At 64.6% G+C, this 18,924-nt stretch carries 19 protein-coding genes; 6 read left to right on the plus strand and 13 right to left on the minus strand.

What is annotated here, in order from left to right:
* Positions 1–49 precede the first annotated feature (49 nt).
* The gene (locus IVB18_RS48095) at positions 50–793 is read right to left on the minus strand and encodes a methyltransferase domain-containing protein (RefSeq protein ID WP_247987022.1); all 744 of its coding nucleotides are present in this window, start codon (positions 791–793) and stop codon (positions 50–52) included.
* A 108-nt stretch (positions 794–901) separates the two neighbouring features.
* Between IVB18_RS48095 and gloB the strand changes: the two genes are divergently transcribed.
* The 3 genes from gloB to IVB18_RS48110 all read left to right on the plus strand — a co-directional run bounded on the left by gloB (position 902) and on the right by IVB18_RS48110 (position 2,860).
* Positions 902–1,669 (plus strand): hydroxyacylglutathione hydrolase, encoded by a 768-nt coding sequence (gloB, locus tag IVB18_RS48100; protein WP_247987023.1) that lies wholly within the window; start codon positions 902–904, stop codon positions 1,667–1,669.
* Positions 1,670–1,678: 9 nt separating this feature from the next.
* Positions 1,679–2,101: a cupin domain-containing protein gene (locus IVB18_RS48105; RefSeq protein WP_247987024.1), complete on the plus strand. Its 423-nt coding sequence runs from the start codon at positions 1,679–1,681 to the stop codon at positions 2,099–2,101.
* A 75-nt stretch (positions 2,102–2,176) separates the two neighbouring features.
* Positions 2,177–2,860: a flavin reductase family protein gene (locus IVB18_RS48110; protein ID WP_247987025.1), complete on the plus strand. Its 684-nt coding sequence runs from the start codon at positions 2,177–2,179 to the stop codon at positions 2,858–2,860.
* Positions 2,861–2,941: 81 nt separating this feature from the next.
* On the opposite strand, the gene IVB18_RS48115 is transcribed toward IVB18_RS48110, so the two are convergent.
* From IVB18_RS48115 to IVB18_RS48130, 4 genes are all read right to left on the minus strand, one after another.
* Positions 2,942–4,666: an IS1634 family transposase gene (locus tag IVB18_RS48115; protein WP_247983724.1), complete on the minus strand. Its 1,725-nt coding sequence runs from the start codon at positions 4,664–4,666 to the stop codon at positions 2,942–2,944.
* Positions 4,667–4,806: 140 nt separating this feature from the next.
* Entirely contained in the window at positions 4,807–5,676 is an 870-nt protein-coding gene (locus tag IVB18_RS48120; protein ID WP_247987026.1) for an EamA family transporter, read from the minus strand.
* A gap of 100 nt (positions 5,677–5,776) precedes the next feature.
* Entirely contained in the window at positions 5,777–6,502 is a 726-nt protein-coding gene (phbB, locus tag IVB18_RS48125; RefSeq protein ID WP_247987027.1) for an acetoacetyl-CoA reductase, read from the minus strand.
* 241 nt (positions 6,503–6,743) lie between these two features.
* Entirely contained in the window at positions 6,744–7,922 is a 1,179-nt protein-coding gene (locus IVB18_RS48130) for an acetyl-CoA C-acetyltransferase (protein WP_247987028.1), read from the minus strand.
* A 302-nt stretch (positions 7,923–8,224) separates the two neighbouring features.
* On the opposite strand from IVB18_RS48130, the gene phaR reads away from it, so the two are divergent.
* Entirely contained in the window at positions 8,225–8,818 is a 594-nt protein-coding gene (gene phaR, locus IVB18_RS48135) for a polyhydroxyalkanoate synthesis repressor PhaR (RefSeq protein WP_247987029.1), read from the plus strand.
* 102 nt (positions 8,819–8,920) lie between these two features.
* Here the strand turns inward: phaR and IVB18_RS48140 are convergent, their stop codons facing one another.
* Positions 8,921–9,808, minus strand: coding sequence for a branched-chain amino acid aminotransferase (locus IVB18_RS48140; protein WP_247987030.1), 888 nt, complete (start codon positions 9,806–9,808; stop codon positions 8,921–8,923).
* Positions 9,809–9,968: 160 nt separating this feature from the next.
* On the opposite strand from IVB18_RS48140, the gene IVB18_RS48145 reads away from it, so the two are divergent.
* The gene (locus IVB18_RS48145; RefSeq protein ID WP_247987031.1) at positions 9,969–10,904 is read left to right on the plus strand and encodes an alpha/beta hydrolase; all 936 of its coding nucleotides are present in this window, start codon (positions 9,969–9,971) and stop codon (positions 10,902–10,904) included.
* 45 nt (positions 10,905–10,949) lie between these two features.
* On the opposite strand, the gene IVB18_RS48150 is transcribed toward IVB18_RS48145, so the two are convergent.
* From IVB18_RS48150 to IVB18_RS48165, 4 genes are all read right to left on the minus strand, one after another.
* A complete protein-coding gene (locus IVB18_RS48150) occupies positions 10,950–11,198 on the minus strand; it encodes a hypothetical protein (protein ID WP_247987032.1) in 249 nt (82 codons plus the stop codon).
* 158 nt (positions 11,199–11,356) lie between these two features.
* Positions 11,357–11,917, minus strand: a complete 561-nt coding sequence (locus IVB18_RS48155) for a carboxymuconolactone decarboxylase family protein (RefSeq protein ID WP_247987033.1) — start codon at positions 11,915–11,917, stop codon at positions 11,357–11,359.
* 108 nt (positions 11,918–12,025) lie between these two features.
* Complete coding sequence (locus IVB18_RS48160) at positions 12,026–13,189, minus strand: PLP-dependent cysteine synthase family protein (RefSeq protein ID WP_247987034.1); 1,164 nt, start codon at positions 13,187–13,189, stop codon at positions 12,026–12,028.
* Between the two features lie 45 nt (positions 13,190–13,234).
* Positions 13,235–13,699: an Lrp/AsnC ligand binding domain-containing protein gene (locus IVB18_RS48165; protein ID WP_247987035.1), complete on the minus strand. Its 465-nt coding sequence runs from the start codon at positions 13,697–13,699 to the stop codon at positions 13,235–13,237.
* A gap of 162 nt (positions 13,700–13,861) precedes the next feature.
* On the opposite strand from IVB18_RS48165, the gene IVB18_RS48170 reads away from it, so the two are divergent.
* Positions 13,862–14,875 carry a 1-aminocyclopropane-1-carboxylate deaminase gene (locus IVB18_RS48170; protein ID WP_247987036.1) on the plus strand — a complete coding sequence of 338 codons (1,014 nt, stop codon included), beginning with the start codon at positions 13,862–13,864 and terminating at the stop codon, positions 14,873–14,875.
* Between the two features lie 216 nt (positions 14,876–15,091).
* Here IVB18_RS48170 and recQ read toward each other — a convergent pair whose 3' ends face one another.
* From recQ to IVB18_RS48185, 3 genes are all read right to left on the minus strand, one after another.
* Positions 15,092–16,957, minus strand: coding sequence for a DNA helicase RecQ (recQ, locus tag IVB18_RS48175; RefSeq protein ID WP_247987037.1), 1,866 nt, complete (start codon positions 16,955–16,957; stop codon positions 15,092–15,094).
* Between the two features lie 105 nt (positions 16,958–17,062).
* Positions 17,063–17,806: a polysaccharide deacetylase family protein gene (locus tag IVB18_RS48180; protein WP_247987038.1), complete on the minus strand. Its 744-nt coding sequence runs from the start codon at positions 17,804–17,806 to the stop codon at positions 17,063–17,065.
* Positions 17,807–17,911: 105 nt separating this feature from the next.
* A complete protein-coding gene (locus tag IVB18_RS48185; protein ID WP_247987039.1) occupies positions 17,912–18,913 on the minus strand; it encodes a homoserine O-succinyltransferase in 1,002 nt (333 codons plus the stop codon).
* Between the last annotated feature and the right edge of the window lie 11 nt (positions 18,914–18,924).

Consider the following 18,924-nt stretch of genomic DNA (forward strand, 5'->3'; position numbering starts at 1 on the left):
TCTGGTTTGCTGAACTGCATCGTCCCGGCCTCGCCGGGACGATTTGTTTTTAGCTACGCGTGACCGTCGTCGAGGACGGCACCAGCACCGGCTTCAGGGAGGGAATCAGCCGCGCGCGCTCGCGCTTGGCGGGGATGGCGCGATAGACCTGCTTGGTGGCCTCGACGATATGGACGCCGGCAAAGGGCAGCGACAATGCCGCACCGGCGCGCTCCCACATCTGCGCCGATTTCAGCACCCAGCCGCCGGCATACGGCGGCATGAACAGCGCCTCGCCCCAGGCGGTCGGCGTGAACCAGGTCTGGCGCAAGAGATCGGTAATCTGCGAGCGCGAATAGGGCCGGCCGTGACCGAACGGCGTATTGTCGGAGCGGGTCCACACCCCGCGCCTGTTCGGGATCACTGCCATGACGCGTCCAGACGGCGACAGCACCCGCCATACCTCGCGCAGCAGCGCAGCCGGGTCATCCGACATCTCCAACGCATGGACCAGGAGGATGCGGTCGACCGCGGCGTCCGGCAGCGGCAACGAGAATTCGTCGACCAGCGAGGCCAGCGCGGGACGCCCCGTCGGCCATTTCAACACGCCCTGGGGCGCCGGCATGAAGGCAATGCAGCGCTCCGCATCCTCGCGGAACAATCCGAGATAGGGTGTGGGATAGCCGATGCCGAGCACGCGCTGGCCCTCGGCGCCCGGCCAGCGCTCCCGGATGCCGCGATTGATCATTCGCCGCGCCACGATCCCGAGGCGGCGGGAATAGAACTCGCGGAGATCGACGACGTCGATGGTCATGACGGCAATGTAACATGCGCAAGGCCGCCGCCGCGCGTGGAATATTGCATTGCCTGCGCAACGTTAACGCCATATTTGTCTGACGGGGCTGAGCGCGATGGAGATGTCATGGCCGCCGAAATTCGTACTTTCAACTGTTTAAACGACAATTTCGGTTATCTGATCCACGATGTGGAAACCAAGGCAACGGCGTCGATCGACGCGCCGGAGGCCGGTCCCATCCTGAAGGCGCTCGAACGCGAGGGCTGGCAGCTCACCGACATCCTGGTCACCCACCATCACGGCGATCACGTCGGCGGGGTCGCCGAACTCAAGCAGAAATACAATTGCCGCGTCGTCGCGCCGCATGACAAGACGACGAAAATTGCGAACGTCGACCTGCGCGTCGCCAATGGCGATGTCGTCAAGATCGGCAGCCTGTTGGGACGCGTGCTGGAGACGCCCGGCCACACGCTGGACCACATCTCCTACGTGTTCGATACCGAGAAGACGCTGTTCGCCGCCGACACGCTGTTCTCGATCGGCTGCGGGCGCGTGTTCGAGGGCAACTATCCGATGATGTGGGACTCGCTATTGAAGCTGCGCGCCCTGCCCGACGACTTCAAGCTCTATTGCGGCCACGAATACACCGCCTCCAACGTCAAGTTCGCGCTCACCATCGAGCCCGACAATGCGGCGCTCCAGGCGCGCGCAGCGGAGGTGACGAAGCTGCGGGCTGAGAACCAGCCGACCATTCCATCACTGCTTGGTGACGAGAAGCGAGCAAACGTGTTCCTGCGGGCTGATGAACCCTCGGTCGCAGCCAGGCTACACATGAAGGGCGCGGATGCCGCCGCGGTGTTCGGTGAGCTGCGCGAGCGCAAGAACAAATCCTGACGGGGATCCATGCCGACCGCAGCCGAGATCATCGCGCGCCTTGAACTGAGACCGCATCCCGAAGGCGGACACTACCGCGAGACGTTTCGCGACCAGACCACGGACGCCAATGGCCGCTCGCGCTCCACCCTGATCTATTTCCTGCTCGCCCGCGGCGAACGCTCGCACTGGCATCGCATCGATGCGGTCGAGACCTGGCATTACTATGCCGGAAGTCCGCTGACGCTGCGCATCGCGCATGAGGGCTGCTCCCAGCACGAGGTGCGCCTCGGCACGGATCTCATGAGCGGCGAGCGGCCGCAGGCGATCGTGCCGGCAGATGCCTGGCAGATGGCGGAGACCACCGGCGAGTGGACGCTGGTCGGCTGCGCCGTGGCACCCGCATTCGAGTTTGCAAAATTCGAGCTGGCGCCGAAGGGCTGGGAGCCGTAAGTCACAATCTGAAATCGGGTGGGTTCGGTCAGCGTCACGCCTTAGGACAGCGCTTCCAGTCAACAGGAGCGCACGATGCACGGAACACTCGGTCCCGCCGCCGTCCAGATCGACCCGGCCATTTTGTATTTCGGAACACCCGTCGTCCTGATCGGATCGACCAATCACGACGGCTCCCAAAATCTCGCGCCGATGTCCTCGGCCTGGTGGGTGGGGTGGCGCTGCATGCTCGGGCTCGCGCGCAACTCCAGGACCACCGAGAACATGATTCGCACCGGCGAATGCGTACTCAATCTGCCATCGGCCGATCTCGTCGCCGCCGTTGACTGCCTCGCCCGCACCACGGGCTCGGATCCCGTGCCGCCCGGCAAACTCTATCGCGGCTACCGGCATGAGAAGGACAAGTTCGGTCTCAGCGGCCTGACGACGTTACCGGGCGAAACAGTCAGCGCGCCACGCGCCGCCGAATGTCCGGTGCAGATGGAAGCGAAGATCGCGCATGTGCATGAGATGGCGCAGGACGACGCGGTCTGGCGCGGTCATCTCGCCGCGATCGAGGTCCGCATCACCCGCGTGCACGCGCATCCCGACATCATGATGAGTGGGGTGAGCAATCGCATCGATCCCGACAAATGGCGGCCACTGATCCTCAGCTTCCAGGAGTTCTATGGCCTCACGCCGCAGCGTTTGCAGCGCTCTGAGCTCGGGCAAATTCCGGAAGCGATGTATCGGCCGCCAGGCTGGCAGCCGGCGCTCTAACCCGAACTTCCCCTTGAGTAGCGACGTAAGCATTTGAGCTGGCGTGTAATTCCAGCGGGCGTGACGGCGCGTCTGCCTACATTATGGGGCGATAGGAATGCCGAGCCGATTGAAGACGTCTTGTTGTAGTGGGGTTGGACTTGTGAGCATAGCGGCCGGGGCGTCCTGACCGATGCGAACGATGTTGCGTGTGAGCGTGGCGAGATCCTGCAACAGCGTTCGAAAGCTGTGCACGGGCCGGCCATCGTGGGTGTGCTTGCGATTAGCCTTGGTTCTGGCCGCGGCCGAGACTCTGGCCTTGGCGACGGGCGAGACGCGCGCGGCGTCGGCGGCCTCGCGGTCGTGATCGTCGAACAGGATCGGGGCCAGCGCGCGGCGCATGTGCCAGACGATGTAATAAGCGAGCATGCAGAGGAAGACGTGGGCGCGCACGCGGCCAGCGAGGCGATGGTGGATCGGGCGCACCTCCAGTTCGACGGTCTTGATGGTGCGGAAGGCGCGTTCGACCTGGGCCAGGCTCTTGTAGGCACGCACCGTGGCGGCGGTGTCGAGGTTCTCGGCCGGCACGTTGGTCCGTAGCACATAGAAGCCGTCGAGCGACGCTTCGTTGGCGATGGCATCCTCGATCCGACTGAAGTCGAACGAAGTGTCGGTGATGGCGAGGTGGAAGTGCTTGGCCATCTTACGCTTGCCCAGCACGGCGCCGACCTTCAGACCGATCTCATCCTCGCCGCGCAAGGGGTTGCGCTGACGCTGCACGGCGGCCTTGACGCGGGCGAGATCCTTCTCGGTCGCCGCCAGCAACTCGCCGCGCTTGCGCCGACGCTCGTCGGCCAGATCCGGGTTGCGGCACACGATCAGGCGCTCGCCGGGGAAGTCGGGGGACGTGATCTCGGCCATATCGCGATCGTCGAACAGCGACAATTGCAGCGGGCCGCCGTCCTCGGCGAGCTTGCGGATCGCCGGCGCCCGCAGAGCGGTGATCCAATCGAGCCCGGCCGGCATCAGATCGGCTTCGATACGGGCGCTGGTGATCATGCCGCGATCGCCGACCAGTACCACACGCGACAGCTTGAAGCGGGCCTTCAGTTTGTCGACTTGCGCGGCCAGCGTGCTCGGGTCGGCGGTGTTACCTTCGAACACCTCCACCGCCACCGGGCAGCCGTCGGCGGCGCACAGCAAGCCGAACACGATCTGCAGCTTGTCGGAACGACCGTCGCGGCTGTAACCATGCCGCGCCAATTCGCAATGTCGCCCCTCCAGATAGCTGGAGGTGAGATCGTAGAGCACCAGCGAGCCGTCATGCAGATGGCGCTTGGCGAGCGTCGCCTCGATCCCCGGTTGGGCCGTGCCGAGCAGGTCGAGCGCTTCGTAAAGCTCGTCCTCGTCGACGGCGCTGAGATCGAGCAGTTCGCCCAGCGAATGCGCCGCCGTCGCCTCGCTGAGCTGGCGCGCCGTGGCCAGCTTGGCGGCCGGTTCGATCACCCGTGCCACGATCAAGGCCAAAGCCAGCCTGGCCAACCGTCTGGGCTTGTCCGGGACAAGGCGATGCAGTCCGAGCTGGCGCGCCATGCCGAGCACCGCGGCCACGTGGCCGTGCGGCAGCGAGCGCTCGATCCGCAGTTGCTCGGCCGGCGAGACCAGCTCCTCGCCTTTCAGGACGCGGCGCAGCGCATCGATCTTCTCATCCGGCCAATGCGACAGGTTGGCCAGCGTGCGCGACTTGATCTTGTCGCCCTCGCGATAGCTCTCGCGCAACAGGATCGCGGGCGGTGAGTTGCGGTTGGGAATGCGGGCGACGAACATGCCGGAATCGAATCACGGAAACCTGCCATTCGCAAGCCAAAAATCATCATTTACATGCCTACAAAATCAGCCCGATCCAAACTTCTCAAATCCTCTCAACGCTCTAACAAAAATCCCGAGGGGAAGTTCGGTCTAACGCCTCATCGCTTTCTCAGCACCATGTCCTTCGCCGCGATCAGGCCGCCGCCGGCGATCAGGATCGCGGCGATGGCGATGCTGGCGCTGGCCTTGGCGAAGCCGGCGGCAATGAGGAAGCCGGTCGACAATAGTGGTGTCGCGTAGGACGCGGCCCCGAGCACGCGGATATCACCGCGCTTCATGCCGATGTCCCAGGCGTAGAACGCAGCACCGACAGGACCGATGCCGAGCGCGATCACGGAGAGCCATTGCAGCGTCGTCTCCGGCCATGCCGTGGTCTCGAGCACGGCATGCATCAGCGCGGCGAGCACTGCCGTGGCGAGGCAGAATCCCGCAACCGCATCGGTCGGCACCGCCTTCAGCCGCCGCGACAGCACCGAATAGGTTGCCCACGCGAACGCGGCGATGAAGGCCGCGATCAGTCCCGGCAACTGGTCCGACGCGAAGCCAGAGGAGTTGCCGGCGAACAGCAGCACGGTACCGACGAGGCCGAGCACGGCGCCGATGACGTGGTGCACGGCAAGCCGCTCGCCCGGCAGGAAGGACGAGAACAGTACGATCAGGAGCGGCCAGAGATAATTCAGCAGGCCGGCTTCAGCCGGCGGCGCGAAGCGGAGCGCGAGGAAATAGAGCGCGTGATAGCCGAACAATCCGCCGACGCCGACGACCCACACGACCAGCGGCTGGCGCAGGCTTTTGGCCGCCTCGCTGCGGCCGATCCAGGTGAGAAGGCCGACGAGACCGCCGATCGCAAAGGTCATCGCGGCGAGCTGGAAGGCCGGGATTTTTCCCGTCGCCACCGTCATCACGGCAAGCAGCGACCACATCAGGATCGCGGTCAGTCCGATCAGGGTGGCCGTGCGCGGATTCATCAATTATGAGGCTCTGAGGACGCGGATGCCCGGCACGAGGCCGGGCATGGCGTCTTCATTATCGTCTTGTCGCGCCCGAAGCTACATGCTTGGCGCCGCATCAGGCATGGTACTGGCCGCCATTGATGGTCAGGGTCGAACCGGTGATGAAGCCGGCCTCGTCGGCGGCGAGGAACACCACGGCGCGGGCGATCTCCTCGGGTTCGCCAAGTCGATTGACCGGGATCTGCGGGATCACGTTCTTCTCCAGCACATCCTTCGGCACCGCCTGCACCATCTCGGTGTTGATATAGCCCGGCGCGATCGCGTTCACGGTGATGCCGCCCTTGGCGTTCTCGATCGCAAGTGCCTTGGTGAAGCCGATGTCGCCGGCCTTTGCCGCGGAATAGTTGACCTGTCCGAACTGCCCCTTCTGGCCGTTGATCGACGAGATCGAGATGACACGCCCGAACTTGCGCGCACGCATGCCTTCGATCACCTGGCGCGTCATGTTGAACAGCGAGCCGAGATTGGTGTTGATGACGGCGTTCCACTGATCGAGCGTCATCTTGTGGAAGGCGGTGTCGCGGGTGATGCCTGCATTGTTGACGAGCACCTCGACGGGACCGAGATCGGCCTCGACCTTCTTGACGCCTTCCGCGCAGGCATCGAACGACGCGACGTCCCATTTGTAGACGGCGATGCCCGTCTCGGCCTTGAACTTCTCTGCAGCCGCGTCATTGCCGGCGTAGCTCGCCGCAACCTTGTAGCCCGCCGCCTTCAGCGCCTTGCTGATCGCCGCTCCGATGCCCCGCGTACCACCCGTCACCAATGCAACACGTGCCATATCGTATTCCTTCCCTTGGACTCTTCGGACGTTTCTGAGAGATCGTTTTTAGATACGGATTATGCGGGACGTTTGACGGACATCAAGAAAAAAACGCCCGGCGTCGAGCCGGGCGCTTTCTTTAGTCGAGGCGTGAGCGGTTGCGAAGAATATTTGATTTGCAACCGCCGCCTTTTTAGTCGCGTGCAACGCACGCGGCTGACGTGTGCGGCGCACGCGTCAGCTAAGTGTAAGGTCGTCTTCAGTCGCGCGCGACACACATGGCAATGCCCATGCCGCCGCCGATGCACAGCGTGGCGAGGCCCTTCTTCGAATCGCGCTTCTGCATCTCGTGCAGCAGCGTCACCAGCACGCGCGCGCCGGAGGCGCCGACCGGATGACCGATCGCGATCGCGCCGCCGTTGACGTTGACCTTGGAGGTATCCCAGCCGAGGTCCTTGTTCACGGCGCAGGCCTGCGCGGCGAAGGCCTCGTTGGCCTCGATCAGGTCGAGGTCTCCGATATTCCAGCCGGCCTTCTTCAGTGCGGCGCGCGAGGCCGGGATCGGGCCCGAGCCCATGATCTTCGGATCGACGCCGGCCTGCGCCCAGGACACGATGCGCGCGATCGGCTTCTTGCCTTCCTTGGCGGCCTGCTTTGCGGTCATCAGCACCACGGCAGCGGCGCCGTCATTGATGCCGGAGGCCGAACCTGCGGTGACCGTGCCGTCCTTCTCGAAGGCGGGCTTGAGCTTCGCCATACCGTCGAGCGTTGCGCCATGACGCGGATATTCGTCGGCGCTGACGACGATGTCGCCCTTGCGAGTCTTGATCGTGACCGGGATGATCTCGTCGTTGAACTTGCCGGCCTTCTGCGCGGCCTCGGCCTTCTGCTGCGAAGCGACCGCGAACTCATCCTGCTGGGCGCGGGTGATCTGCCACTGCCGCGCGACGTTCTCGGCGGTGTTGCCCATGTGGTAGCCGTTGAAGGCATCCCACAGGCCGTCCTTGATCATGGTGTCGACGAACTCAACCGGGCCCATCTTGACGCCGCCACGCAGGTATTGCGCGTGCGGAGCCATGCTCATGGATTCCTGGCCGCCGGCGACGACGATTTCGGAATCTCCGTTGAGAAGAGCCTGATAGCCGAGCGCCACGGTGCGCAGGCCCGAGCCGCAAAGCTGGTTCACGCCCCAGGCCGGGCTCTCCACCGGAATGCCGGCGGCAATCGATGCCTGGCGGGCTGGGTTCTGTCCCTGAGCAGCAGTCAGGATCTGGCCCATGATGACTTCCGACACGCGGCCGGGCTCGATGCCACCGCGCTCCAGCGCGGCCTTGATGGCGATGGCGCCGAGCTCGTGGGCGGGAAGGGTTGCGAACGCTCCGTTGAAGCTTCCGACCGCGGTGCGGGCGGCGCTGACGATGACGACATCGTCTGACATGGGCATCTCCTGGGGTTGAAAGGGGCAGACGGGGCTGGGAAACGGCTCGCCAGTCTCGAACGGCATCCTGTTAACGTCGTTGAGGCATGTCAATCGGCTGGTGACCGAATTCATGCCGCAGCGCATTCAAAATAGCGTTCTTGGCGATTTCGCAAGCACGTTTTTGCTGTCCAATTAACCGTGGCGCACAAAACGGTAGCGTGACCCTTTTGAAAATGCTTATTTTGTTGCGTTGCGTACTCTTCCCGCCCTGCGGCATTGCCCGTCGGGTTCCCGTTCTCCGCGCTTGCAAGTGAGAGCCCATGGCGAAATCAGACCAACCCACCACCATCAAGAAATACGCGAACCGCCGGCTCTATAACACCGGAACGAGCACCTATGTGACGCTCGAGGACCTCGCCGCCATGGTCAAGGACGGCGAAGATTTCCTGGTCTACGACGCCAAGACCGGCGACGACATCACCCGCTCCGTGCTCGCCCAGATCATCTTCGAGCAGGAGAACAAGGCCGGACAGAACCTGCTGCCGACCACCTTCCTGCGCCAGCTCATCCGCTTCTACGGCGACAGCATGCAGATGGTGGTGCCGAAATATCTGGAGCAGTCGATCGCGACGCTGACCCAGGAGCAGGAGAAGTTCCGCAAGCAGATCGCCAACTCGCTCTCCGGAACCCCGTTTGCGCCGCTGGAGGAACAGGTCCGCCGCAACATGGAGCTGTTCCAGCAGACCTTCTCGATGTTCAAGCCCTTCACCCCGGGTCTCCCGGGGGCAGCCACCACTGAGCCTGAGCCGGACGCGAGCGCCGCCCCGGCGAAGGACAGCAACATCGACGACCTCCGCGCCCAGATGAAGGACATGCAGGAGCGCCTCGAGCGGATGTCGAAGAAGGAGGAGTAGGGCTTTCGGCGGCGCTCCAAGCGCAATGCCGGTTGCTTTGTTCAGGTAGTCCCACCACGTCGTCCCTGCGAGCGCAGCGAAGCGCCGACGACGCTGGGGCGCCTATGCCGCCAGCTTCACCGCATGCGCAAAGTCCCAATAGAGCTTGCGCGCTTTGGTGTAGAGCGGGCCCGGCTTCAGCTCGCGCTCGTCGATGCGGATGACGGGGGCGACTTTCGCAAAATTGCCAGTGGAGAAGATCTCGTCGGCGACGAGGAAGTCGGCATAGCGCAGCGTCTTCTCGACCACGGTAACGCCGTCGGCGCGGAGCAGGCCGATGACGCGCTGCCGCGTGATGCCGTTGAGGAAGGTGCCGTTCGGCACCGGCGTATAGACCACGCCGTCCCTGGCCATGAACACGTTGGAATTGCCGAATTCTGCGACGTTGCCGAGCATGTCGAGCATCAGCGCGTTCTGGAAGCCGCGGGAAGCTGCCTCCGACAGCGCGCGCGAATTGTTCGGATAGAGGCAGGCGGCCTTGGCCTCGACCGGCGCGCATTCCGCGGTGGGCCTGCGGAACGGCGACAGCGTGATCGCGTTGCCGACCGGTTTGGGCATCGGCGCCTCGTAGATGCACAGGCACCAATTGGTGGTCTCGGGGTCGAACAGCACGCCGCCGCCAGCACCGTTCTGGGCCCAGTACATCGGACGAATATAGAGTTCGGCATTGGCCGAGAAGCGCGCAATGCCCTCACTTGCGAGCGTGAGCCAGGTGCCGGCATCGACCACCGGCTTCAGGCCGAAGTTGATCGCGGATTGATTGGCACGGGCGACGTGACGGTCGAGGTCGGGTGCAACCCCCTCGAACGCGCGCGCCCCGTCGAACACGACCGAGCCGAGCCAGGCGGCATGCGTGCGCGGGCCCATGATCGGCACGTTGCCGTCATGCCATTTGCCCTCGAAGAAGGTCCAGCTCGGCGAATATTCGATCGGCTTCTTGATCTCGGCCATGACCGGCCTCCCCTTGGAAATATCCGGGCACTATTCTCCCAATTCCTAAAGGATTTCCTGCGGGAATGGCACCCTCCCCTGGAGGCTAAGCGACAGTGCGGTGGCGACATCAAATCCAGCCCAAAGCGGCTATAGTCCGGGGTATGTCACGGAGTCTTCCATGCCGCTCGATCCGCTTGCAAAGCGTCTGTTGACCATGATGGCCGCGGCTGCACCGCAGGCGCGGAGCCGGCCGAGTGTCGAGGCGCGGCGGCAATCGCTGGCGAAGCTGATGCAGTTCGCACGCGCCGAGGCGCCGGGTGTGACGGCGTCCGATGGCATACTTCCCGGTCCAGGCGGCGAGCTTCCCTATCGTCTCTACTCGCCCGCGACTGCCGGCGAGCGTGCACCGGGCTTCGTGTTCTTTCACGGCGGCGGCCTCGTCGCCGGCAGCATTGCGACGCACGACCGCATCGCGGCGGCGCTTGCACATGCGACCGGCTGCCGTCTGGTCTCGGTCGACTACCGCCTCGCGCCCGAACATCAATTTCCCGCCGCGGTCGAGGACGCGATCGCCGCGACCGAATGGGTCGCGCGCGAAGCCTCGTTGCTCGGCATCGACGCGGGGCGGCTGGTGGTCGGCGGCGATTCCGCCGGCGCCACGTTAGCTGCGATCGTGTGCCAGGAGGCGCAGCAAAGCGCCGGCCTGTCGATCGTCGCGCAATGCCTGATCTGTCCGGTGCTGGATTTCGAGGAGACCTCGCCCTCGCGCGAGGCATTTGCCGAGGGCCATTTGATCGATCGTGCCACGATCGAGGCCGATCTCGCCGATTATCTGCCCGACGACATCGATGCCGCCGATCCCCGCATCTCGCCGTTGCGTGCGACGCGGCTCGCGGGGCTACCGACGGCGATCATCCACACCGCCGAGTTCGACCCGATGCGCGACGAAGGCAATGCGTATGCAGGCAAGCTGCTCGCGGCGGGCGTGGTCGTCGAGCACATCTGCCACGACGGCATGGTTCACAATTTCCACGCCATGGGCGCGATCCTGCCACAGGCGCAGCTCGTGCTGTCGCAGATCGGCGAGCAGGTGCGGCGGGCGGTGGAGAAGTAAGGCGCCGTTGACCCCTCTCTCCCTGCGGGAGAAGGGACGAGCGAATCACGCTCGAGCGTTGAGGACGGCTCTCGCCGCCACGACGTATTCCGGCCAATGCGCGTCCGCGTAACGCTCGGCCTGGCGCGCGCAGGTGACATCAGGCGCATGCGCTACAGCGATCATACGTGCAAAGCGTTCTTCGGCCACCGTCGTGTCGTCGGTCACGGGCGGCGGCGCGGCTGCGGCCACTGCGGTCGGAGCCACGGCGAGCCCCGCCAGTCCGGCGAGCAGGATGCGGCGTGACGTTTTCATGGCTTCCATTCCCTATTGTCCTGCGCTTCGATTGTGAGCGGCAAATGCGTCATGATGGCGACGGCAAGATAGCGTTTTGCTTCCGTCCGGTCGAGAAGCCGTGGGTGCGGCACGAACGCTTGACCCCTCGCGCCGCCTCCGTGGACCAGATACGCCGGTTACTCCGGCACCGGCACGTCGAATGTGTTCAGCGTGACGGAGACCATACAATAGATGCCGACGAGATAGGACAACTCGGCCGCGCCGTGCTCGCCGAATTCCTTCACTGCAGCCCGATAGGTCAGCTCCGGCAGCACGCCGCCGCTCACGAGCGCAGACGCGACGTCGTAGGCGACCGCCTCCTGCTTGGTCAGGTCGACCGGCCGCTGCCCGGCGACGATGGTCGCGAGCTTCTCGTCGGAGAGGCCGCGCTGCTCCGCGACCAGCACGTGGGCATAGAGCTCGTAGCCGGAGCGGAAATGCGAGCCGGTGACGAGGATCGCGACCTCACGCACCGGGGCCGGCAGCAGGGGGTTCGACGCGATCGCCTTGACCAGCTCCCATACCGGCTTGCCGAAGCGCGGCTCGCGGATCCAGGGATTCCAGGGCCCGAGCAGCGCGCCGTCGTCGCGCATGTTCACAAATCCCTTGAAGTGGCCCTTGATGCCCGCTCGCATGTCGTCATAGAGCGGCTTCTGTTCGTCGGTCAGCTCTTTCGGATCGAGAATGGGAAGGCGCACGGCAGGATCTCCTCGTTGAGAAACCGCGAAGCTCGCCCGCGTATGCGTGCAAGGCAAGTGAAGTTGCCGTGACATCTGGTCCTGGAACCAGTGACCCGACGGCGTCGGCTATGAAGCCACAGGGCTTCGTACGCTCTGCGGATTGGCGACGTCGTCGACGGTGAGCGTCAGCGGCTCACCTGTCGCGAGGAACGACGACAAGGCGGCCTCGAACGGCGCAGGATCGAGGCCGCGCGCTTTCAGCCATTCGGGCTCATAATAGGTCTGCCGGTAGCGCTCGCCGGAATCGCAGATCAGCGTCACCAGCGATCCCGTCGCGTTCGCCTTTCGCATCTCCGAGGCGAGCCGGCACAGCGCCAGGAAATTGGTGCCCGTGGAGCCGCCCACCGTACGGCGCAGCCGGCGCGACAGCACGTTCATCGCCGCAATGGATGCCGCATCCGGGATCTTCATCATGCGGTCGACCACGCCCGGGACGAACGACGGCTCGCAGCGCGGACGGCCGACGCCTTCGATCAGCGAAGGGCGTTCGCAAGTACGGGAGCGGTCCTGGGAGCGGAAGCAGTCGAAGAAGGCTGAATGCTCGACATCGGCAACGCACAGCCGCGTCGGATACTGGCGATAGCGCAAATAGCGTCCGATGGTGGCCGAAGTGCCGCCGGTGCCCGCACCCATCACGATCCAATCCGGCAGCGGGCGCGGCTCGCCCTTCAATTGCGTGAAGATCGATTCGGCGATGTTGTTGTTGCCGCGCCAGTCGGTGGCGCGCTCGGCGAAGGTGAACTGGTCCATGTAGTGGCCGTTCAGGCCGGCAGCGAGCGCGGCGGCCTCCGCATACAGCGTGCGGCCGTCGTCGACCAGATGGCAGTTGCCGCCATAGTGTTCGATCGCGGCGATCTTCTCCGCTGAGGTTGTGCGCGGCATCACGGCGTAGAAGGGTACGCCGATCATCTGCGCGAAATAAGCTTCCGACACCGCGGTCGATCCCGACGATGCTTCGACGACGGGCGTGCCTTCGCGGATGTGGCCGTTGCAGAGCGCGTAGAGGAACAGCGAGCGCGCCAGCCGATGCTTCAGGCTGCCGGTCGGATGCGTGGACTCATCCTTCAGATAGATGTCGATGCCGGCCAGCGCCGGCACGATCAGCCGGATCAGATGCGTGTCGGCCGTGCGGCACTGGTCGGCCTCGATCGCGGCCACGGCCTCGTCGACCCAGCCGCGGCGGTAGGCTGGTGCGACCGGATCTTGCTGGCGGAACGGGAGTAGCTGCATCGACTGAATCTCTCATGATGCGTATCGCGCATCAATAGCTTCCGCTCAAAACTCCAGCGGCGCGTTGTCGACGACTTCCTTCATCACGAAGAAGGTGCGAGTCTGGCGCACGCCGGGCAGCGCGATCAGCTGTTCGCCATGGATGCGGTTGAAATCCTCCATGTCGCCGACGCGGATCTTCAGGAAGTAGTCGAAGTCGCCGGCGACCAAATGGCAGTCGAGCACGAATTTCAGCTTTGCGATCGCCTGCTCGAAGATCGCAAAGCTCTCCGGCGTCGAGCGGTCGAGCACCACGCCGACCATCACCAGCGTGCCCTTCGCCACCTTCTTTGGCGCCACCATCGCGCGGACGGCGGCGATGAATCCATCCTCGAACAGGCGCTGAGTGCGGCGATGACAGGTGGCGGGGCTGATGGCGACGGTTTGGGCCAGCTCGGCATTGCTGAGCCGGCCGTTATTTTGCAGCAATCGCAACATCTTAAGGTCGATACGATCGAGCCGGGACGACATGGAAGAAACTTCCAGTAATAATAGCTAGCCCGGAAGAAATACTACTCTATATCGCCATCAACGCAAGAATCTGCGCAACATGGGCGCAATATTTGAGAGCACCTTTTCCCAGGGCGATGCTAGCCCTTTTGGGACGCCAACGCCAATCGGGATGACCCAACAATGCTGGACAAATTCGCGCGCTACCCGCTGACCTTCGGCCCGACGCCCATCGAGAAGCTGGAGCGGCTGTCAAAGCACCTCGGTGGCAATGTCGAGATCTATGCCAAGCGCGAGGACTGCAATTCCGGCCTCGCCTATGGCGGCAACAAGCTGCGCAAGCTCGAATACATCATCCCGGACGCGATCGCCTCGAACGCCGATACGCTGGTCTCGATCGGCGGCGTGCAGTCGAACCATACCCGCATGGTCGCGGCGGTCGCCGCCAAGATCGGCATGAAGTGCCGCCTGGTGCAGGAAGCCTGGGTGCCGCACGAGGACGCGGTCTATGATCGCGTCGGCAACATCATGCTGTCGCGGATCATGGGCGCCGACGTGCGCCTGGTCGACGACGGCTTCGACATCGGCATCCGCAAGAGCTGGGAGGAGGCGATCGAGGAGGTAAAGGCTGCCGGCGGCAAGCCCTACGCGATTCCCGCCGGCGCGTCCGTGCACAAATTTGGCGGGCTCGGCTATGTCGGCTTCGCCGAGGAGGTGCGCAAGCAAGAGCAGGAGCTCGGCTTCAAGTTCGACTACATCGTCGTCTGCACCGTCACCGGCTCCACCCATGCCGGCATGCTGGTCGGCTTCGCCGCCGACGGCCGCGCGCGAAAGGTGATCGGCATCGACGCCTCCTTCACGCCGGCGCAGACCAAGGCGCAGGTGCTCTCGATCGCGCAGAACACGGCCAAGCTCGTCGAGCTCGGCAAGGATCTCGTCGCGGACGACGTCGTGCTGATCGAGGACTACGCTTATCCCGCCTATGGCGTGCCGTCGGAGGAGACCAAGGAGGCGATTCGCCTCACCGCGCGGCTCGAAGCCATGATCACCGACCCCGTCTACGAGGGCAAGTCGATGCAGGGTATGATCGACCTCGCGCAGAAGGGCTATTTCGAGAAGGGCGCGAAGATCCTCTACGCCCACCTCGGCGGTGCCCCGGCGCTGAACGGCTATGGCTACGCGTTCCGGAACGGGTGAGTGAGGGCGCGTCTCGCGCCGCCTCTCCAATGTCGTCCTGGCGAAAGCCAGGATCCATTATCCCGACGGTCAGTTGCTGAGACGTGCTGGGGGCTACCAGCGCGCCATTTCCCACGGCCTGTGGCTATGGATCCCGGATCTGCGCTCCGCTTCGCTGCGCTTGTCCGGGATGACGATGTGGAGAGGGAGGCGCGCACTAACAGCCGCCGCCCTCGCCTACCGCGTCCGCACGATCTGCAGCAGCTCGTCCCCGTAATGTTCGAGCTTCTTGTCGCCGATGCCGGGGACTTTGCGCAGTTCGTCGAGCGTGGTCGGCCAGGCCCGGACGATGCCATCGATGGTGGCATCGTGCAGCACCACATAGGCCGGCACGCCGCGCTCGCGCGCGATGTCTGAACGCCAGGACCGGAGCCGCGCGCGCAATTCGGGATCGACATCGCCTTGCGGCGCATTTGCCGCGGGCGCGAGCTCGCCGCGGCGGGATTTGGCACGGCTGCCGCGGATGCGGGTGCCGGGCGCCTCCTCGCGCAGCCACACCTCGGTCTCGCCGCGCAGCACACCACGCGAGGACTCCATCAGCTTCAGCGCGCCGAAAGCTTCGCTGTCGCTCTGCAAATAGCCCATGGCCACCACTTGCCGTAGCACGGTGCGCCATTGCTTCTCGTTGAGCTCGCGCCCGATCCCGAACACCGAGAGCTTGTCGTGGCCGAACTGCGTCACCTTCTCGGTCAGGCGTCCGATCAGCACGTCGATCAGGTGCATGGCGCCAAAACGCTGGCCGGTGCGATAGACGCAGGACAGCAGCTTCTGCGCCAGCACCTTGCCGTCGCGCATCTGCGGCGGCGTCAGGCAGTTGTCGCAATTGCCGCAACTCTCGCCATGCAAGGTCTCGCCGAAATAGCCGAGCAGCCGCCTGCGCCGGCACTGCGCGGTTTCGGCAAGGCCCACCAGCGCATCGAGTTTGCCGATCGAGACCCGCTTGAAATCGTCCGACGCAGCGGATTCGTCGATCATGCGGCGCTGCTGCACGATGTCGGAGAGGCCATAGGCCATCCAGGCCGCCGACGGCTTGCCGTCGCGGCCGGCGCGCCCCGTCTCCTGGTAATAGGCCTCGATGCTTTTGGGCAGGTCGAGATGGGCGACGAAGCGCACATCCGGCTTGTCGATGCCCATGCCGAAGGCGATGGTCGCGACGATGACGATGCCGTCCTCGTTGAGGAAGCGATCCTGGTTGCGCGAGCGCACGCTGCTGTCGAGCCCGGCATGATAGGGCAGCGCCGCAATGCCGGCATCATCGAGCGCGGCGGCGACCTCCTCGACCCGGTTGCGGGACAGGCAATAGACCACGCCGGCGTCGCCCGCATGGCGCTCCCGGATAAACTCCTTGAGCTGCGACACCGCATTGCGCTTGTCGACGATCTCGTAGCGGATGTTGGGCCGATCGAAGCTGGAGACGAATTGTGGACTGCCCCCAAGCTGGAGCCGCTCGACGATCTCCTTCCGCGTCAAATCGTCGGCGGTCGCGGTCAGCGCGATGCGCGGCACGTCGGGAAAGCGCTCGGCGATGATGGACAGGCCGACATATTCCGGACGGAAATCATGGCCCCATTGCGAGACGCAATGCGCCTCGTCGATCGCGAACAGCGCCACCTTCGCCCGCGCCAGCAGCGACAGGCAGCGCGGCGTCACCAGGCGTTCCGGTGCGACATAGAGCAGATCGATATCGCCCGCGATCAGGCGGCGCTCGACCTCGGCGGCCTCCTGCGGCGTCAGCGACGAATTCAGCGCGGCAGCATTGACTCCCGCCTCGATCAGGCCGGCAACCTGGTCGCGCATCAGCGCGATCAACGGCGAGACCACGATGCCGCAGCCTTCACGCAGCAGCGACGGCAATTGGTAGCACAGCGACTTGCCGCCGCCGGTCGGCATCAGCACCAGGCAATTACCGCCATCGGTGACATGCCGGATGATCTCGCCCTGCGCGCCACGAAAACCCGGCAGGCCGAACACCGAATGCAGCACCGACAGCGCGTCGCGGTCATCGGCGGGCGCAGGCAACGGAGCGGTGGAGGGAGCGGACATGGGCGGAACAGGACCGGGCCGTGAGATTCGACACAAGGCCAGTCGCATGACGGCGCGGGCGTGGCAAGACTGTTTGCGCGGCAAGTGGAGAAGGGAAAGAAGCGCCTACGCCCCGATTCGCCGCAAAGCGTCCGCGACCGTCACGATCGGCATGTTACGCGTCCCGGCCGCCTTCAGCGCGTGGCGGAGCAAGGCCGGCGTGCAGCCATAGGGGCTCGGCGCATCGACGACATCATGGCCGTAGAAGATCAGCCAGCCGCCACTTGCAACCGCCTCGTCGAAATAGTGGTCGACGCCACGCGTATCGATCTCCCAATCGACCAAAGGCGAGGCGCGCAGGAACTGGAGGTCGATGACGTCGCGATTGACGCCAGGAAGGATGCCGCGCGCCGACCGGAAATTTTTGGCGAGCTGCGGCTTGCGCCAGACCGAGGCGAGGCCGTAGGGATAGGCGAAATTCTCCAGCACGATCGACGAATCGATGGCGCGAAAATAGCTGCGGTTCCGCTCGATCTCGCGTGCCATCGCGGTCTCGTCGAGATCGATTGCGCGCAGGTGCGAAAAGGTGTGACAGGCGATCTCGTGGCCGGCTTGATGAAGCCGCACGATCGCGTCGTTCGACAGGCCGTGCCAGTGATCCCCCGGCTGGTCGATCAGGCTGCCGGCGAGGTAGAACGTGCCGCGGCCGCCGTGCTCTTCCAGGAGCGATGCACCCTGGCCTGCGGCACTGTCGGGCGCGTCATCGAAGGTGAAGCTCACCATCGGCGCATGCGCCGGCAATCTGTGCGGCGCGGCGCGGAAATGCCGGGCCAGCCGATTGCTCACGCGTCCCTGGAGTGCCGACAACACGACCGCATTTCCTGTTTGCCCCGACCTCTTCACTGAAGCATTCACGTGTCGCCTGAGGCAAGCTTCACACTTTGTTAGCCCTAACGTGGAACCCGCAGTCTTAACCTAGCGCGCAAGCAGCGGCGCCTCGGTGTCTGCGGCGAGATATTGCAGCCAATTGCGAAAAAGCGCCGCCGCGGCGCTGCCGGCCGCGATATCGGCGCGCAAATTCAGCGCGGGCAGCCCGTTGGTGAGGGCGGGATGACGCTGGTGCCTCGCCCGCTTCTCGAAGCGCACGAGCTTCTCTTCCGTCGCTGCGTCAAAATAACTCACGGGCAGGTGCGGATAATTCTCGCGCTCGCGCGCGAGATAGCGGCCGATGTCGCGCAGATATTCGCGCTGGAGCGACAGCGCATCGTATTCGGGATGGCCCTGGAAGAAGACGAATCGGCTGGCATATTGCCGCACGAAGACGTCGACGCCGGCCTGGGCCGAGCGCGTCAGCACCTGATAACCGGCCCGCGTCAGATCGCTCTCGGCGACTTCGTTGAGACGCGAATGTGAAACCTTGAACGGAGCGGGCGCCGCACGTGTCAGCGCATCATTCGCGACGGGCTCGCAGTCGAAGATACCGTGACATTTTGTCGGGAGGCGCAGCCGTCCGATGCGATCGAGGTGCAGCACCGCCGCGTGCGCGGCCAGGCACGACCAGATCGTCGAGCGCGTGTTGGTCTTGGCCCAGTCGATCAGCTCGGTGAGATCGCGCCAGTATGGCTCCTGGTCGAGTTCGGGCGCGACCGGCTCGGCACCGGTCACGATCAGTCCATCGAACTTCCGGCGTTTGAGATCGGCGAGATCGGAATACTCGCTTTCGACATGCCATTTCGCCTCGGGCGAACGCGTCACCGACGGCAGCGAGAAGCAATGGAAGCGGATGCGGCGCGGCCCCGCGGCGGCCTGGAGCAGCTTCATGAACTGCCGCTCGGTCGCCTTCAGCGCCGGGTCCGGCATGTTGTTGATCAATCCGATGGTCAGCTCGGCGCCGCCATCATTGCGCGCGACGTCGTCGTGCGCCGGCACCAGCGCCGGGCTCGAGATACCTTGATCCCTGTCGATCAAGATGCTCATCGGCCTCGCCG

This window comes from Bradyrhizobium sp. 186, from assembly GCF_023101685.1.
Classification (GTDB): domain Bacteria; phylum Pseudomonadota; class Alphaproteobacteria; order Rhizobiales; family Xanthobacteraceae; genus Bradyrhizobium.

Bases quoted from the DNA above. Each gene is read 5' to 3' on its own strand.
- gloB (WP_247987023.1), top strand. From the start codon at position 902: ATGGCCGCCGAAATTCGTACTTTCAACTGTTTAAACGACAATTTCGGT.
- IVB18_RS48160 (WP_247987034.1), bottom strand. From the start codon at position 13,189: ATGCAGCTACTCCCGTTCCGCCAGCAAGATCCGGTCGCACCAGCCTAC.
- IVB18_RS48165 (WP_247987035.1), bottom strand. From the start codon at position 13,699: ATGTCGTCCCGGCTCGATCGTATCGACCTTAAGATGTTGCGATTGCTG.
- IVB18_RS48120 (WP_247987026.1), bottom strand. From the start codon at position 5,676: ATGAATCCGCGCACGGCCACCCTGATCGGACTGACCGCGATCCTGATG.
- IVB18_RS48095 (WP_247987022.1), bottom strand. From the start codon at position 793: ATGACCATCGACGTCGTCGATCTCCGCGAGTTCTATTCCCGCCGCCTC.
- IVB18_RS48150 (WP_247987032.1), bottom strand. From the start codon at position 11,198: ATGAAAACGTCACGCCGCATCCTGCTCGCCGGACTGGCGGGGCTCGCC.
- IVB18_RS48170 (WP_247987036.1), top strand. From the start codon at position 13,862: ATGCTGGACAAATTCGCGCGCTACCCGCTGACCTTCGGCCCGACGCCC.
- IVB18_RS48185 (WP_247987039.1), bottom strand. From the start codon at position 18,913: ATGAGCATCTTGATCGACAGGGATCAAGGTATCTCGAGCCCGGCGCTG.
- IVB18_RS48105 (WP_247987024.1), top strand. From the start codon at position 1,679: ATGCCGACCGCAGCCGAGATCATCGCGCGCCTTGAACTGAGACCGCAT.
- phaR (WP_247987029.1), top strand. From the start codon at position 8,225: ATGGCGAAATCAGACCAACCCACCACCATCAAGAAATACGCGAACCGC.
- IVB18_RS48130 (WP_247987028.1), bottom strand. From the start codon at position 7,922: ATGTCAGACGATGTCGTCATCGTCAGCGCCGCCCGCACCGCGGTCGGA.
- IVB18_RS48110 (WP_247987025.1), top strand. From the start codon at position 2,177: ATGCACGGAACACTCGGTCCCGCCGCCGTCCAGATCGACCCGGCCATT.
- IVB18_RS48115 (WP_247983724.1), bottom strand. From the start codon at position 4,666: ATGTTCGTCGCCCGCATTCCCAACCGCAACTCACCGCCCGCGATCCTG.
- IVB18_RS48140 (WP_247987030.1), bottom strand. From the start codon at position 9,808: ATGGCCGAGATCAAGAAGCCGATCGAATATTCGCCGAGCTGGACCTTC.
- IVB18_RS48145 (WP_247987031.1), top strand. From the start codon at position 9,969: ATGCCGCTCGATCCGCTTGCAAAGCGTCTGTTGACCATGATGGCCGCG.
- recQ (WP_247987037.1), bottom strand. From the start codon at position 16,957: ATGTCCGCTCCCTCCACCGCTCCGTTGCCTGCGCCCGCCGATGACCGC.
- phbB (WP_247987027.1), bottom strand. From the start codon at position 6,502: ATGGCACGTGTTGCATTGGTGACGGGTGGTACGCGGGGCATCGGAGCG.